Origin of the sequence: Luteimonas marina, assembly GCF_007859325.1 — a bacterium.
Classification (GTDB): Bacteria; Pseudomonadota; Gammaproteobacteria; order Xanthomonadales; family Xanthomonadaceae; genus Luteimonas; species Luteimonas marina.
On record NZ_VOHK01000008.1, the window covers coordinates 76,307 to 91,343 of the forward strand.

Here is a 15,037-nt window from a genome sequence, read left to right on the forward strand (position 1 = left end):
GCCGACGCGACGCATGGCCGCGCGGAGGATCGGCGACAATACCGCCCTCCCCCATCGCCGCGATGCACCATGTACCGCTGGTTCGAATCCCGCCTCGACCCGTTCCCGCCCGACGCCCCGGCGCAGCCGCCGCGCACGCTGTACGCGTTCTGCCGCCACTACACCCGCGGCGCGGAAAAGTGGCTGCTGCTGATGGCGCTGACCACCGCAGGCATCGCCGTCGCCGAATTGCTGCTGTACGCCTACGTCGGCTCGCTGGTCGACCGGCTGGGCGCGACCGCGCCCGATGCCTTCCTCGACGCCGAGGGCCGGCGCCTGCTGTGGATGGGCGTGCTGGTGCTGCTGGCGCTGCCGGCGACGGTGCTGCTGAACGCGCTGGTGCAGCACCAGACCCTGCTCGGCAACTTCCCGATGCGGATCCGCTGGAACGTGCACCGCTACCTGCTGCGCCAGTCGATGGGCTATTTCCAGGACGAGTTCGCCGGACGCATCGCCACCAAGCTGATGCAGACCTCGCTCGCCGTGCGCGAGACCGTGGTCAAGCTGCTCGACATCGGCAACTACGTGCTGGTGTTCTTCGTCGGCACGCTGGCCGTCGCCGGCTGGTCGGACTGGCGGATGATGCTGCCGTTCGCGGCCTGGATCGCGGGCTATGCGCTTCTGATGAAGCACTTCGTGCCGCGCATGGAGCGCATCTCGCGTGCGCAGGCGGACGCGCGTTCGGTGATGACCGGCCGCATCGTCGACAGCTACACCAATATCGCCACGGTCAAGCTGTTCTCGCATTCGCAGCGCGAGCAGGCCTACGCGCGCGAGGCGATGGACGGCTTCCTGTCCACGGTCTACCCGCAGATGCGGCTGGCCACGCACGTGTACAGCCTGCTGTACGCGATGAACATGGCGCTGCTGTTCTCCACCGTCGCGCTCGGCCTGTGGCTCTGGCACCAGGGCGCGATCACCGCCGGCGCGATCGCCGTCACCATTGCCCTGGTGCTGCGCATGCTGGGCATGTCGCAGTGGATCATGTGGGAGCTGTCGGCGCTGTTCGAGAACATCGGCACCGTGCACGACGGCATCAACTCGATCTCGCTGCCGCCCACGGTCGACGACGCGCCCGGCGCGCCGGCGCTGGCACGGGTAGGGGGCGACATCCGCTTCGTCGACGTCGCCTTCCACTACGGCAAGGACAGCGGCGTGATCGAGCGGCTCGACCTGCACGTGCGCCCCGGCGAGAAGATCGGCGTGGTCGGCCGCTCGGGTGCCGGCAAGTCGACGCTGGTCAACCTGCTGCTGCGCTTCCATGACCGCGAGCGCGGGCTGATCGCCATCGACGGCACCGACATCGCCAGCGTGCAGCAGGACACGCTGCGCGCCCAGGTCGGCGTGGTCACGCAGGATACCTCGCTGCTGCACCGCGCGGTGCGCGACAACATCCTCTACGGCCGGCCGGACGCGAGCGAGGCCGAGATGGTCGAGGCCGCGAAGCAGGCGCGCGCGCACGATTTCATCCTCGAACTGGCCGACAGCGAGGGCCGCCGCGGCTACGACGCGCACGTCGGCGAGCGCGGCGTGAAGCTCTCCGGCGGCCAGCGCCAGCGCATCGCGATCGCGCGCGTGCTGCTGAAGAACGCGCCGATCCTGGTGCTGGACGAAGCCACGTCCGCGCTCGATTCGGAGATCGAGGCGGCGATCCAGGAAAACCTGTACCGGCTGATGGAAGGCAAGACGGTGATCGCCATCGCCCACCGGCTCTCGACCATCGCCGCGATGGATCGGCTGGTCGTGATGGACCACGGCGAAATCGTCGAACAGGGCACGCACGAGGCGCTCGTCGCTGCGGGCGGCCTCTACGCGCAGCTGTGGCGGCGGCAGTCGGGCGGATTCATCGACTGCGACGACGAGGGTGCGGTGCCGGGCCGGGTGACGACGACGGCAGAGGCGAAGTGAAGCGTTAGTCAGAGTCTCCAATAGAGAGCCTCCAACAGAATGTCATTCCGAGCGTAGCGAAGAATCTGCTTCTGCAGTTACGCCCCTTCGGCCAGGGCATCTTTGGCACAAAACAATAACTCCGTCATCCCCGCGAAGGCGGGGATCCAGTGTCTTTAGTAGTCGATTTCAGAAGGCAACGTCCTTGGATTCCCGCTTTCGCGGGAATGACGAGACTGTAAACATCTGAGTCAAAAATGATCCAGAAGCAGATTGACCGGCCTTCGGCCGTTGTAAAGCGCTTCTCGCTACGCTCGGAATGACATCGTTTGTTCTTGCCGGACGCCCTCAGGGACCGCCGGAACTCCCGCGCGGCTCCCCCGCCGCGGCATCGTCGCCGCGGCGCGCCTGCTCCTGCGACGGCGCCTGCAAAGACTCTTCGCCATCCTGCAGGTCCGCCTCCGGTGCACCGCCGCCGGCCTGCTCCGGCGTCTGCGCCGCCAGCAGCGCGTCGAACTCCGAGAGCGGGCTTTCCGCCGGACAGGTGGCGTCCGGGAAGTCGTACTTCCTGCGCAGCTCCAGGCCGCAGGCGTTGAGCGCCTCGAGGTCGGCGTCGGGCGACTTGCAGCGGGCGTCGAACGCGCGCGCGAAGGCGTCGCGGCGCACGACGAAATCCTCGCCGCACTTGCGCATCAGCCGCAGCCGGTCGAGGTCGTCCTGCGCGGGATTGATGCCGTCCAGGCCGTACAGGCTCAGCTCGTCGGCGGCCAGCAGGCGCAGGTTGCGGTTGGGCACCGCCATCATCATGTCCGCGACCGCGGTCGCGGCGCCGTTGCGCTCGAGGTAATCGCGGACACGGCCGTAGACGGTGCGCAGTTCGCGGTTGAGTTCGGCGCGCGTGGTCGCGGTCGAGCTCATGCGGATGATGCGGTGGATGCCGACGCGGCCACTGACCATGCGCACGTCGCCGGCGGCGAGGATGAACACGCAGGCGCTGTGGCAGACCGCGCCCTCGCGCACCCACACCGTCCAGCGCGATTCGGCGAGGCGGTCGCCGGCGCGGATCGCGTCCTCGACCATGCCGCCGCTGGAATCGATGTCGAGCACGCGCTTGCCGATGCCGAGTTCGTCGGCCACCCGCGTCACCCGCTGCATCAGCGCGGCGAAGTCGGCGTTGATCTTGCCGACGTAGCGCAGGCGCATCACCCCGCGCCCGGCGCAGCCTTCCAGGGCCGCCGTGATCGCCTCCTGGCCGAAGTCGACCAGCGGCGCGCCGTCGCCCTGCTGGGCGTAGTCCAGTTCGCAGCCCAGCGAGGCCTCGCCCTGCTCCAGTTCGATCGGGGCCCAGTCGATCTCCTCCGGCTCGCCCGGCACGGGATCGGGTTCGGGTTCGCTCGCCGTCTCCTCCTCCAGTTGTACCGGCGCTGTGCTCACCGCGCCGCCTTCCTCGGCGCTGGCGACCTCCACCGTCGCCGCAGCGTCGCCGGTGTCATCCGCGGCGCGGCAACCCAGCAGCAGCAAGGACGCGAGGCACGCGGTCGGGAACAGCTTGGGCATGGGGGAATCCGTGGTGCCGGGCAGCCGGATCGCGGGTCGGCCGGGGCGATGCGTGGAGGGCATGCCAGTGTAGGACGGGGGCGTTTTCCCAGTCGAACGCGCGATGAACCACTGCATCCCGGAGACGCATCGACGTCCCCGTCGCGGTGGGGATCGCGCCCCGATCAGCCCCCGGCCATCTCCGCGCGACGCGCGCCGAGGACGCGATCCTAACCGGCGGCGCGGTAGGCTGACATGGCCGGGATCCGGATTGTCGATTCCGCGCCTGCCGGTCCGTCGTGTCATCGAGGCCCACGGCGAGACGACGAGATGCCGCCGGCCGCGTCGTTCCATTCACTCCAGGAGAACAGCCATGTCCTACATCGACGGTTTCGTCCTCGCCGTGGCCACGGCCGACCGGCAGGCGTTCATCGACTACGCCCGCCAGTTCGACCCGGTCTTCATCGAGTACGGCGCCACGCGCGTCGTCGAGTGCTGGGGTGACGACGTGCCCGACGGCAAGCTCACCGATTTCCGGCGCTCGGTGCAGGCGACTGCGGAAGAAGCCGTGGTGTTCTCGTGGATCGAATGGCCGGACAAGGCCACGCGCGACGCCGGCATGAAGAAGATGATGGAGGATCCGCGGATGGATCCCGCCACGCCCGGCAACCCGTCGATGCCCTTCGACGGCAAGCGGATGATCTTCGGTGGATTCGCCCCGGTGTTCGAGCTCGGCGACTAGCTGGCGGGATAGCCTGACCATTCCCTTGCCGATTCCCGCATTCCGTCATTCCGGGGATGACACCCGGATCGTCACTGCCTGCACGGAGTGCGTAGTGAACACGCGCACGCCCCCTGCCCGGCCACGCCGCCGCGGATGTCTCGCGATCGCGGCGCTGCTCGCGCTGGCCGGCTGCGCGACGCAGCCGCCCTCCGCACCGGTGCCCGATCCCGTGGAGACGCGAGCGGAGATCGCGCGCCGCATCCCCGCCTCCGTCGCCGACCGGCAGGGCTGGGCGACCGACATCCAGGTCGCGTTCACCGCGCAGCGCATCCCGCCCAACGCCGAGAACATCTGCGCGACGCTCGCCGTGATCGAGCAGGAGTCCGGCTACAAGGCCGACCCGCCCATCGCCAACCTGCCGCACGTGGCGCGCGCGGAGATCGATCGCCGCGCCGCGGCGCTGCACGTTCCGAAGCTGGTCGTCGACGCCGCGCTCAAGCTCAAGTCGGGCGACGGCCGCAGCTATGGCGATCGACTGCAGCACGTGCGCACCGAGCGCGAGCTCAGCGAACTCTACGAAGACCTGATCGACCGCGTGCCCATGGGCCAGCGCCTGTTCGCGGGGAAGAACCCGGTGCAGACCGGCGGCGCGATGCAGGTCGGCATCCCGTTCGCGCAGGCCAACGCCGGCGGCTATCCCTACGCCGTCGACGGCTCGATCCGCAACGAGGTCTTCAGCCGCCGCGGCGGGCTGTACTTCGGCATCGCCCACCTGCTCGGCTACGAGACGCCGTACACGCGCAAGGTGCACCGCTTCGCCGACTACAACGCCGGCTGGTACGCCAGCCGCAATGCGGCGTTCCAGGACGCGGTGGCCAAGGTCACCGGCATCCCGCTGTCGCTGGACGGCGACCTGCTGCTGCCCGGCGCCCCGCTCGACAAGCCCGGTCGCACGGAAGCCGCGGTGCGCACGCTCTCCGGCCAGTTGGGGACGGACGATCGCACCATCCGCCGCGCCCTCGCGCGCGGCGACCGCCTCGATTTCAACGACACCGACCTGTACCGGCGCGTCTTCGCCATCGCCGACGCGCAGGCGGGCCGGCCGCTGCCGCGCGCGCTGATCCCGGACATCCGCCTCGACAGCCCCAAGATCACCCGCGAACTGACCACCGAGTGGTTCGCCACCCGCGTGGACGCGCGCTACCGGCAGTGCCTGCAGCGCTGACCGGCGCGGGCGTCAGCGTTCCTCCGCGGCCTTGCCGCGGTAGTAGTCGCGCAGGACGAAGAACGCCTTCTTCGGCACGCCCTTCTCCGACAGCAGGCCCTTGCGGTTGTAGTCGTCCTGCACGCCGGGCAGCACCCGCCGCGGCGAACGGAAGTCCGCGAGGATCCAGGGCGAGGTGCCGACGAACCCGTCGATCCGGTCAAGCATCGGCAGGGTCCTGCGGTACAGGTCCTCCTGGTATTCCTCGGTCCAGATCTCCTCGATGCCGCCTTGCAGGCCCTGGCGGGCATCGGCGCCGAACTCGCTGACGAACACCGGCTTGTCGTAGGCAATCTCCCAGCGCACGCGATCGATCTTCTCCGGCCGCCCGTCGTACCAGCCGATGTACTGGTTGAAGCTGACCAGGTCCACCAGCTCCGCCAGCGGATCCTCGACCACCGCGACCTCCGGATCGTCGCTGCGGTAATGCTTTTCCATCGCGGCGCTGAGCAGGCGGCTGTCGTCCAGTTCGCGCGCCGCCGCGGCCAGCCGCGTCAGGAACCGGTTGCGTGCCTCCGACACCGGCGTCTCGTTGGCCAGCGACCAGACGATCACCGCGGCGCGGCTGCGGTCGCGCTGGATCATCGCCGTGAGCTGGTCTTCCGCATTGCGGTAGGTGTCCTCGTTGCCCCAGTCGATGGTCCAGTAGACCGGGATCTCCGACCACACCATCAGGCCCATCTCGTCGGCCAGGCGCACGATGTGCTCGTTGTGCGGATAGTGGGCGAGGCGGACGAAGTTGCAGCCCAGTTCCTTCGCCCAGAGCAGCAGCTGCCTGGCCTGCGCAGCATCGCGCACGCGGCCGCCGCCTTCGGCCGAGTACTCCTCGTGGATCGAGATCCCGCGCAGGAACACCGGTTCGCCGTTGAGCAGCAGCTGCTTTCCGCGCGTGGCGATCGTGCGCAGGCCGATGCGGTCAACCAGGCTGTCGTTGCCGCTGGAGATCTCGACGCGGTACAGGCGTGGGCTTTCCGGCGACCACAGTCCGGCGTCGGGCACGCGGAAGCGGAAAGCAGCGAGGCCTTGCGCATCCGCCTCGGCGGTTTCGTGGATGCCCAGCTCCGGCAAGACCAGCGTCACCGGCTCGCCCCCGCGCGCACCATCGAGCTGCACGCTGGCGACGACTTCCCACTCGTCCAGCGACACCAGCCCCAGCCGGTAGTCGCGCACGAACGTCGCCGGCACCACCAGCAGCGACACCGACCGGGTGATGCCGCCGTAGTTCCACCAGTCGGTGTTCAGCGTGGGCACGGCATCCGCGCGGCGCTTGTTGTCCACCTTCAGGACCAGCGAATTGCCCGTCGGCCGCAGGCCGTCGGTAACCTCGAAATGAAACGGCGTGAAGCCGCCCTCGTGCACGCCGAGCTTTTGCCCGTTGAGGTAGACGTCGGCGCGATAGTTCACCGCACCGAAATGGACGAACACGCGATCGGCCGCGCCGCGCGCCGGCGCGTCGAACGTCTTGCGGTACCAGACGCTGCCCTCGTAGTAGTAGAGCCTCGTATCCTGCGTATTCCAGTCTCCGGGCACCTGCAGCGACATCGCCTTGTCGAAGTCGTACTCGATCAGGTCCCACGGATTCTGCATCTTCGAATCGGTGAAGAACGCGCCGGGCGGCGGCTCCGGCCGCTGGTCGAACGGCTGGTAGCGGTAGTCGTAGTAACCGTTCTCGTAGGGATCGACGATCGCCTTCCACTCGCCGTCCAGCGACACCGTGTCGCGAACGTAGGCCTGCAGCACGGTGGCCGGTTTGGCGTGAACGCCCATGGCGCACAGCAATAGCCAGAACAGTGCGAATACCTGCGATTTCACGAATCACCTCCCTGGCACGACCTGGAAAAGCCGGATTCTGCTCTTGCGCGGCCGACCAACCGGACGCCGGAACGGCGATCCTTGCTCCACTCGACTTTGCCGTCAATCAATGCTTCCGGCATCGTCGAAATCGCCAGACGCACAGGGATAGCGATGATCCGGATTACCCCGCCCCTCTGGCTACAGACGATAGATGCGAAACTTCAATGCGGCCATGGTCGCCATCACTCCGAACAGGCCGAAGAAGATCAGCAACGATCGGCGCAAAGGCCATCGCCGGGAACCCGCATCCTCGACAGACCCCGTCACGTCGTCGTGCACGGACTCTTGCACGGCCACGTTGCCTGCAGACCCTCGCTGCGCCCGCGACCCGGACCGGCCATCCGGACCCGAAGCGGACGCCAAGCCTCCCGAACGCGTCAAAACGCCCGGAGCCAGCGGCTGGGATCCATTGGAACGCCGGGCGACGATGCAGTTCCGCCCGGCAAGCACGATCAGACCATGGTTCCGATCGGCGATGGCAACATCCTTGCACCCGTCCCCGTTCAGGTCGCCAACCGCAAGGGAAGGCGTCTTCGGGTGCGACGAGTGCGGGATGTAGTACTTGATCTCCACGTCCAGGCCGCTGTCCGTCGTCTGCTCGTGATAGCCGACGGAACTCCAACCCGAATGGATGACCAGCAGGTCATCACGCCCGTCGCCATTCATGTCTGCGGCCAGCATTTCCTCGGGCACGTCGAACGCCTGCCAGACCGCCTCTTCCACGAACCCGCCGTCGGGCAAGTGACGGAATCGCGCATAGGCTGCCTCGGGCGAGTTCGCGACATGGGAAACAATCGCGTCCTTCCTGCCGTCCGCATCGAAGTCCCCGAACGCGTACGTCGGTCCCCAGGAAACATCGAGCGCCGGCGTGATGCGCGTCGTGGGCCGGAAGCCGGCGACGCCGTTGTGGAGAGTGACCTCCGCACCCCCTCGATAGTAGCCATCCACGATCCCGCTCCAGCCACTGGTGAGGTCCGGAAGGCCATCCCGGTTCACGTCCGTGGCGCGGAGGAACGTCCAGTCCACGTTCGCCGGGCGCTCGATGAAGGACTGCCTCGTGAACCCTCCGAGTCCGTTGCCATGGTGGACGATCAGTCCCGTACGATCCTGCCAGGACGATCCGCCCTCGCTCCGGCCGCTGCTCAAGGTGACGACGTCGAGCCGGTTGTCGCGGTCGACGTCCATGATCGTGACGCTGAGGGAGGGCTCGGCGTTGGGGAAGTTCGATCGATGGGCCAAGCCACTCGACAGGCCTGTCGCATTGCCGAGGAACACCGTGATCCCGGTGAGCGTGCCCACGACGACGTCGTCGAACCCGTCCCCGTTCAGGTCGGCGACACCCAGCCCGGTACCGAAGCGCCCACCGCTCTCGGTCGGCGCGTAGACCTGGCCCCTGGGCGAGGCCAAGGTCCCGTCTGGCTGCTGCAGGAACAGCCACAGCCGCATGTCCTTTTCCGGATCGACGTAGTCACCGCCCCAGGTCGCCGTCGTGAGCAGGACATCGTTCCGGCCATCACCGTTGATATCGCCGATGGCAGCGTGCACGACGTAGCTGCCGACGCCATAGGCACGATAGGCCGAGAACGCATCGATTCCGGCGGGCGTGCGCGGAGTGGGAACGGCAGTAACCTTGCGGATCCTGTTGTTTCGCGTATCCGCGATATAGAGGTTGTCATGCCCGTCCAGCGCAACCGCTTCGGGTTCGTAAAGCCAGGCGTCGACCGCGGGACCACCGTCACCGGCGAATCCGTGATTGCCCCCCGCCACCCAGCCGCCGCCATCGATCGTCGTCCCCGCGGCGTCCGCGGCAATGCCGTCCGCATTGACAATCCGCACGACGTTGCTGCGCCCGGCAACGTAGAAGTTTCCCCTCGAATCCGCGGCCACCGCCAGCGGCGCCAACCAGTCGTAGTTGGTGGCCTTCGGATCGATCCTGAAATGCCCGCCTCCGGCCACGGTCCTGATGACGCCGTCGGCACCGATCCGCCGTACCCGCTCCTGCCCCTCGACGATGTAGACGGTTCCCTGCCGGTCCACCGCAATCGAGCTGGGGGCATCGAGCATGGCCTGCAGCGCGGGGCCGCCGTCGCCGCTGGAACCCTGTTGCCCGGTTCCTGCGAACGCCTCGATGCCACCGCCGGCGACAATGCGGAAGACCCGGGAGCCGTCGACCACGAACACCGTGCCGGTACGGCTGACGGCCACCCTCGTCGGGAATGTGAGGCCGGTTCTTGCGATCGTGCTGATGATGCCCGCCGGCGACACCTTCCTGACCCGCCCATTCGCGCCATCGGCGATGTACAGGTGTCCCGCCGCATCCACGGCGATCCCCCTCACGTCGATGGCAGCGGACGTCGCCGGGATGCCGTCGCCGTTGAACATCTGCGTACCGTTGCCGGCGACCGTCGTGATCACGCCCGACGTACCGACCTTGCGCACGGTGAACCCGTAGCGCTCGGCGACATAGACATTGCCCGCCGCATCCACCGCCACGCCGACAGGCTCCTCGACGCGGGCACTGGTCGCGGGACCGCCATCTCCGTTGCCTGTCGCCGGCGCGCCGCCTCCCGCGATGGTGGTGATGACGGGCTGGACCGCTTGCCCCAGGGCCGGCTGCCAGCATGCGTGGCCCAAAAGCAGCAGCGCCAGCAAGGCGCCGGGCCAATGTCCCCCGAGATACCCCGAGCTCTCCGATCCCGTCCGGATCATGCCGACCCCCACTCCCCCTGTGCCCTTGGAAGCGTATCAGACGCCCGGCATCGGCAACTTCAATCCCTGTTCCATCGCGCATTGCTTCGCAACGTCGTAACCGGCATCCGCATGCCGCATGACCCCGTCCCGGGATCGTTTCCGGCCCCGGTTCCGCCAACGATGCCCGGGGCACCGGCCCGCCGCTACACCTTCGCGGACTTCCACTTCCCGCGCGAGAACAGCCACAGCGTGAACAGCCCGACCGAGGTCTCGGATACGAACACGCCCCAGAACACGCCCGAGTGCCGCCAGCCCAGGCCAAGCGCCAGCCACCAGCTCAGCGGGATCTGGATCAGCCAGAAGAACACGAGGTTGATCCTGGTCGGCGTCATCGTGTCGCCGGCGCCGTTGAACGCCTGCACGGCCACCATCCACCAACCGTAGACGAAGCAGGAGTACGACAGGATGCGCAGCCATTCGCCACCGATGGCGATCACTCCGGCATCCTGCGTGAAGATCGCCACCAGCCCATCGTGGAACAGGAAGAACGCCAGCGACACCGCGACGGTATAGACCATGTTGTACCAGCCGGTGCGCCATACGGCCGCCTCCGCGCGCCCGGGCTGCCCGGCGCCCAGGTTCTGCCCGACCAGCGTGGCCGCGGCGTTTGACATGCCCCACGCCGGCATCAGCGCGAACATCATGATCCGCAGCGCGATGGTGGCGCCGGCCACCGCCTCGCTGCCGATCCCGGCCAGGATGCGCATCAGGAAGATCCACGAGGTCATGCCGATGATCATCTGGCCGATGCCCCCGAGCGAGGTGCGCACGATGCTCCACAGCACGCGAGCGCTGACCGCCAACTGCGTCGCGGCCACGCGGATGTGCTTGCCGCCGCGGAACAGGATCCACAGCTGCATCAGCACGCCCGCGCCGCGGCCGATGTTGGTGGCGATGGCGGCGCCCTCGATGCCCATCGCCGGGACCGGGCCGAAACCGAAGATCAGTATCGGGTCGAGCACGATGTTCAGGCCGTTCGCCACCCACAGCACGCGCATCGCGATCGCCGCGTCGCCGGCGCCGCGAAAGATCGCATTGATGACGAACAGCAGCATGATCACCGCGTTTCCGCCAAGCATCCACTGCGCGTAGCGGTAGCCGTGTTCCAGCGTCCATGCATCGGCGCCCATCAGCCGCAGCAGGTCCTGCGCCCAGACGATGCCCACGACCGCGAATGGAAGCGACGCGAGCACCGCGATCCAGATCGCCTGCACCGCCGTGATCGCGGCTTCCTCCTGCCTGCCTTCGCCCACCCGGCGTGCGACCACCGCGGTCACCGCCATCGCCAGCCCCATCGCGATCGAGTACAGCAGGAACAGATAGGTCTCGGTGAGACCCACCGTCGCCACCGCGGACGGACCAAGCCTGGCCACGAAGAAGATGTCCACCACCGCGAACGTGGACTCCAGCACCAGTTCCAGCACCATCGGCACCGACAGCAGGAACACCGCGCGGCGCAACGGGATGCGCGTGTAGTCGGCATTGACGCCACGGATCGCGTCGCGCAGCGCCGCCCACGTCGAACCGGTCGGCGTTGGCGCATCCGTCGCCGCCTCGGCGGTGGACTTGGGCTCGTTGTTCATCGGAAGTCCTGCTTCGCGGCGGGAGGGTAGCAGCGCCACGGGGCGCGGCCATTTGCCGGGGCGACGAACGACGATGCCGGAGATCGACATCGCATCGGAACAAGGCTCGCCGTTGCCTACGCTGGCCAACTCGTCGCGGTCACGCCGGGGCAATGGGCCATTCCGACCGGACCAACGCATCGTCCGACCTTCGTCCGGCGTCCTGGCTCAGCCCATCGGCAGCTGAAGTCCCTGCTCCCTCGCGCATGCTTTCGCGATGTCATACCCCGCATCCGCATGCCGCATCACCCCGGTCCCGGGATCGTTCCACAGCACCCGCGCGATGCGCCTGTCGGCTTCCGGGGTACCGTCGCAGACGATGACCACGCCGCTGTGCTGGCTGTAACCCATGCCGACGCCGCCGCCGTGGTGCAGCGAGACCCAGGTCGCGCCGCCGGCGACGTTGAGCATGGCGTTGAGCAGCGGCCAGTCGGACACGGCGTCGGAGCCGTCGCGCATCGCCTCGGTCTCGCGGTTGGGCGAGGCGACGCTGCCGGAGTCGAGGTGGTCGCGGCCGATCACGATCGGCGCCTTCAGTTCGCCGTTGCGCACCATTTCGTTGAACGCCAGGCCCAGCCTGTGGCGCAGGCCGAGGCCCACCCAGCAGATGCGCGCCGGCAGGCCCTGGAAGCTGATGCGCTCGCGCGCCATGTCCAGCCAGCGATGCAGGTGTTCGTCGTCGGGGATCAGTTCCTTGACCTTCGCGTCGGTACGGTAGATGTCCTCGGGATCGCCGCTCAGCGCGACCCAGCGGAACGGGCCGATACCGCGGCAGAACAGCGGCCGCACGTAGGCCGGCACGAAGCCGGGGAAGTCGAAGGCGTTGGCGCAGCCTTCGTCCCTGGCCATCTGGCGGATGTTGTTGCCGTAGTCGACGGTCGGGATGCCCTGCGCATGGAAGGCGAGCATCGCCTCGACGTGCGTGCGCATCGACCGCTTCGCGGCGTCGCGCACCTGGTCCGGATTCGCCTTCTGTTCGTCCAGCCACTGTTCGACCGTCCACCCGACCGGCAGGTAGCCGTGCACGGGATCGTGCGCGCTGGTCTGGTCGGTGACGCAGTCCGGACGCACGCCGCGCTTCACCATTTCCGGCAGGACTTCGGCGGCATTGCCGAGCAGCGCGATGGATTTGGCATCGCCCGCCTTCGTGTAGCGCTCGATGCGCGCGAGCGCGTCGTCGAGGTCGCTCGCCTGCTCGTCGACGTAGCGCGTGCGCAGGCGGAAGTCGATGCTGGCCTGCCTGCATTCGATGGTCAGGCTGCAGGCGCCGGCCAGAGACGCCGCGAGCGGCTGCGCGCCGCCCATGCCGCCGAGGCCGGCGGTGAGGATCCACCTGCCCTTGAGGCTGCCGCCGTAGTGCTGGCGACCCATCTCGACGAAGGTCTCGTAGGTGCCCTGCACGATGCCCTGCGAGCCGATGTAGATCCACGAACCGGCCGTCATCTGGCCGTACATCATCAGGCCCTTGCGGTCGAGTTCGTTGAAGTGCTCCCACGTCGCCCAGTGCGGCACGAGGTTGGAATTGGCGATCAGCACGCGCGGCGCATCCGGGTGCGTGGGGAACACGCCGACCGGCTTGCCGGACTGCACCAGCAGGGTCTCGTCGTCGCCGAGGGTCTTCAGCGTTTCCAGGATCGCGTCGAAGCAGGCCCAGTCGCGCGCGGCGCGGCCGATGCCGCCGTAGACGACGAGGTCCCCGGGACGCTCGGCCACGTCCGGATCGAGGTTGTTCTGCAGCATCCGGAACGGCGCTTCGGTCAGCCAGCTGCGGCAGCTCAGCGCGTTGCCGCGCGGGGCACGGATGGTTCGGGAGGGGTCGTGGCGGGACGCGTCGGCGGCCATGGCGTGCTCCGGGAAAGCGAGGCGCGGATTATCGCACTTCGTGTTGCCCGGCCGGGCGCTTCGGTCACGCCTGAAGGCGCTCCTGAAGGCTCGACCCACGGTCAACGAAAAGCGCCCGGCAATGCCGGGCGCCGGTGGTTCCGGTTGGCGACGCGGAATCAGCGGATCGACGGATCCAGGCGGCGCAGCGCGTCGCGCAGGTCGGCCGAACCCGTGCTTTCGATGTCCTCGCGGGTATAGACGCGACCCGCGGCATTCACGCATTCCTCGTCCGACTTCTTCGACTTGTTGCGCGTGGCGACGACGCGCGAGCCGGTCTCCTTGATGCAGAAGCGGTCGTCGGGATCAGCCTTCTTCTTCGCCGCGGACCTGCCGGACTCCTCCAGCTCCTCGTCCTGCGCGAAGGCGGTGGCGGGCACGGCGACGGCGAATGCGGCCCCGACGAGCAGGGCGGTCATCAGGCGATGTTTCATGGGGTACCTCATGGCGAATTCCGGCCAGACGGCCACCCGACAACATACGCGCAAACAACGTCGATTCAATGCCTTGCACGCGCGCAGTTCAGACCGTCGTCAGCGTGGCGGGCGCGGGCAGGCCATGCCGCGTCCGTTCATGAATGCGCCCGGCGCTCCTGCACAAAGGCATGCACGCGCCACCGCGGTGGCGCCTGGAGGATGGCCGACGCACTATCATGCGCCAATGACCGGCCCGCACCGCGCCTTCTCCATATCGTCGCTGCTCGCGCTGCTGCTGGCCGGCTGCGCCACGACGCCCTCCCCTGCAAACCGTTCGCCGGCCGCGATCCCGGCCGAACGCCCGCGCATCGCCGTGTACACCCAAACGCAGGGCTGGCGCCACGATTCGATTCCGGTCGCCGTGGACGCCATGCGCGAACTCGCCGCCGAGGCCGGCTACGACATCGTGCACAGCGAGGATCCGGCGCTGTTCACCGACGCAACGCTCTCAGGCTTCGACGCAGTCGCCTTCGTCAACACCACCGGCCCGATCCTCGATCCCGCGCAACGCGCCGCGTTCGAGCGCTACGTGCGCGCCGGCGGCGGCTTCCTCGGCGTGCATTCCGCGGCCGACACCGCCTACGACTGGCCCTGGTACGGTGAACTGGTCGGCGCCTGGTTCGAGAACCACCCGCCCGGGCTGCAGGCGTCCAGCGTGCGCTTCGAAGCGAGGCGCGAGCTTCCGGGCGCGGCCGATTGGCAGATCACCGACGAGTTGTACAACTACCGCCGCAATCCGCGACCGTTCGTGGACGTGGTCGCCACCGTCGACGAAAGCATGTACGACGGCGGCACGATGGGCGAGGACCACCCGATCGCGTGGTGCCACGCGCGCTTCGGCGGTCGCGCCTGGTACACCGGCCTGGGCCACGACCGCACGATCTACGCCGATGCGAGGTTCCGCGCGCACCTGCTGCGCGGACTGCGCCACGCCACCGGGCAATCTGACGACTGCTAGAGCATTTTCATCTCATCCTTTACACCTTCGGCGCCGTCATCCCAG

At 68.1% G+C, this 15,037-nt stretch carries 10 protein-coding genes; 4 read left to right on the top strand and 6 right to left on the bottom strand.

What is annotated here, in order from left to right; genetic code table 11:
- Window positions 1-69: 69 nt before the first annotated feature.
- A complete protein-coding gene (locus FQY83_RS16270; RefSeq protein WP_146389056.1) occupies window positions 70-1,947 on the top strand; it encodes an ABC transporter ATP-binding protein in 1,878 nt (625 codons plus the stop codon).
- Between the two features lie 327 nt (window positions 1,948-2,274).
- On the opposite strand, the gene FQY83_RS16275 is transcribed toward FQY83_RS16270, so the two are convergent.
- Window positions 2,275-3,474 (bottom strand): COG3904 family protein, encoded by a 1,200-nt coding sequence (locus FQY83_RS16275; protein ID WP_425478674.1) that lies wholly within the window; start codon window positions 3,472-3,474, stop codon window positions 2,275-2,277.
- Window positions 3,475-3,835: 361 nt separating this feature from the next.
- On the opposite strand from FQY83_RS16275, the gene FQY83_RS16280 reads away from it, so the two are divergent.
- A complete protein-coding gene (locus tag FQY83_RS16280; RefSeq protein ID WP_146389058.1) occupies window positions 3,836-4,204 on the top strand; it encodes a DUF1428 domain-containing protein in 369 nt (122 codons plus the stop codon).
- A gap of 94 nt (window positions 4,205-4,298) precedes the next feature.
- Window positions 4,299-5,411 carry a DUF1615 domain-containing protein gene (locus tag FQY83_RS16285; protein WP_146389060.1) on the top strand — a complete coding sequence of 371 codons (1,113 nt, stop codon included), beginning with the start codon at window positions 4,299-4,301 and terminating at the stop codon, window positions 5,409-5,411.
- Between the two features lie 12 nt (window positions 5,412-5,423).
- On the opposite strand, the gene FQY83_RS16290 is transcribed toward FQY83_RS16285, so the two are convergent.
- The 5 genes from FQY83_RS16290 to FQY83_RS16310 form a co-directional block, all read right to left on the bottom strand.
- Window positions 5,424-7,262, bottom strand: a complete 1,839-nt coding sequence (locus FQY83_RS16290) for a glycoside hydrolase family 2 protein (protein ID WP_202878208.1) — start codon at window positions 7,260-7,262, stop codon at window positions 5,424-5,426.
- 180 nt (window positions 7,263-7,442) lie between these two features.
- Window positions 7,443-9,956, bottom strand: coding sequence for an NHL domain-containing protein (locus FQY83_RS16295; RefSeq protein ID WP_158636542.1), 2,514 nt, complete (start codon window positions 9,954-9,956; stop codon window positions 7,443-7,445).
- A 242-nt stretch (window positions 9,957-10,198) separates the two neighbouring features.
- On the bottom strand, window positions 10,199-11,638 hold the full coding sequence (locus FQY83_RS16300) for an MATE family efflux transporter (RefSeq protein WP_146389064.1): 1,440 nt from the start codon (window positions 11,636-11,638) through the stop codon (window positions 10,199-10,201).
- Window positions 11,639-11,845: 207 nt separating this feature from the next.
- Window positions 11,846-13,519, bottom strand: coding sequence for a urocanate hydratase (hutU, locus tag FQY83_RS16305; protein WP_146389066.1), 1,674 nt, complete (start codon window positions 13,517-13,519; stop codon window positions 11,846-11,848).
- A gap of 158 nt (window positions 13,520-13,677) precedes the next feature.
- Window positions 13,678-13,992 (bottom strand): hypothetical protein, encoded by a 315-nt coding sequence (locus FQY83_RS16310; RefSeq protein WP_146389068.1) that lies wholly within the window; start codon window positions 13,990-13,992, stop codon window positions 13,678-13,680.
- Between the two features lie 226 nt (window positions 13,993-14,218).
- On the opposite strand from FQY83_RS16310, the gene FQY83_RS16315 reads away from it, so the two are divergent.
- Window positions 14,219-14,992 carry a ThuA domain-containing protein gene (locus FQY83_RS16315; protein WP_146389070.1) on the top strand — a complete coding sequence of 258 codons (774 nt, stop codon included), beginning with the start codon at window positions 14,219-14,221 and terminating at the stop codon, window positions 14,990-14,992.
- Window positions 14,993-15,037 lie beyond the last annotated feature (45 nt).

Coding starts and splice junctions, on each gene's coding strand:
- FQY83_RS16315 (WP_146389070.1), top strand. CDS start 14,219: ATGACCGGCCCGCACCGCGCCTTCTCCATATCGTCGCTGCTCGCGCTG.
- hutU (WP_146389066.1), bottom strand. CDS start 13,519: ATGGCCGCCGACGCGTCCCGCCACGACCCCTCCCGAACCATCCGTGCC.
- FQY83_RS16280 (WP_146389058.1), top strand. CDS start 3,836: ATGTCCTACATCGACGGTTTCGTCCTCGCCGTGGCCACGGCCGACCGG.
- FQY83_RS16270 (WP_146389056.1), top strand. CDS start 70: ATGTACCGCTGGTTCGAATCCCGCCTCGACCCGTTCCCGCCCGACGCC.
- FQY83_RS16300 (WP_146389064.1), bottom strand. CDS start 11,638: ATGAACAACGAGCCCAAGTCCACCGCCGAGGCGGCGACGGATGCGCCA.
- FQY83_RS16310 (WP_146389068.1), bottom strand. CDS start 13,992: ATGAAACATCGCCTGATGACCGCCCTGCTCGTCGGGGCCGCATTCGCC.